Origin of the sequence: Mycobacterium sp. 1465703.0 (assembly GCF_001672975.1) — a bacterium.
Taxonomy (GTDB): domain Bacteria; phylum Actinomycetota; class Actinomycetes; order Mycobacteriales; family Mycobacteriaceae; genus Mycobacterium.
In genome coordinates this window covers 1-699 of the sequence record NZ_LZKU01000198.1, presented here as the reverse complement: position 1 = coordinate 699, position 699 = coordinate 1, and the positions used below count along the sequence as shown (strand labels likewise).

The window sequence follows — 699 nt, the reverse complement described above, 5'->3', positions numbered from 1 at the left end:
CCTCGGCGGCCTGAAAGATCAGCCGCACCCCGACTGGCAGTTCGGGCACCGACGCCAACACCAGGGCGGTGCCCAGCAGGATCGCGGTGTGCGCGTCATGACCGCAGGCGTGCGCCACGTTGGGCATGGTGGAGGCGTACGGCGCGCCGCTGAGCTCGGCCATCGGCAGGGCGTCCATGTCGGCCCGCAGCGCAATCCTCGGCTCGTGCTCGGGCCCGATGTCGCAGACCAGTCCGGTCCCGCCGGGCAGCACCTTGGGGTTGAGTCCGGCACCGGCCAACCGCTCGGCGACGAACTGGGTGGTGGCGTACTCCTGGCGGCCCAGCTCGGGATAGCGGTGAATGTGCCGGCGCCATTCGACCAGGTCTTCGTGATAGGCGGCCAGCCAGGAATTGGCGGCGTCGACAAGGCTCATGACTGCGCCCCGCCGCGTCTACGCTGCTGCGCCGCCATCACCCGGTCGCGTTGGGCGGGCGTCTGGGCCAGCTGAACCACGGTGCGCGCCAGCATGATCGCGCCCTCGACGACCGTGCGGTCGGCGCTGGGGCCGGCGGCGGCGTCGGCGAAGGCGCGCTGGTGGACCATGGCACCGCCGGCGTCGATCCCGACCACCGGGTGAATCCCCGGCAGCACTTGCGTGATGTTGCCCATGTCGGTGCTACCCATGGGCAGCGCCGCCTCATACTCGCTGGCCACCGG

General features: G+C 71.4%; 1 protein-coding gene and 1 pseudogene. Both read right to left on the bottom strand.

The window, feature by feature from the left end:
* The coding region (locus tag A5625_RS18345; RefSeq protein ID WP_156748341.1) for a M20/M25/M40 family metallo-hydrolase at window positions 1-415 on the bottom strand (415 nt) is incomplete at its 3' end.
* Window positions 412-699: pseudogene (locus tag A5625_RS18340) on the bottom strand (amidohydrolase); the annotation flags it as partial. The gene A5625_RS18345 and the pseudogene A5625_RS18340, both read right to left, overlap by 4 nt.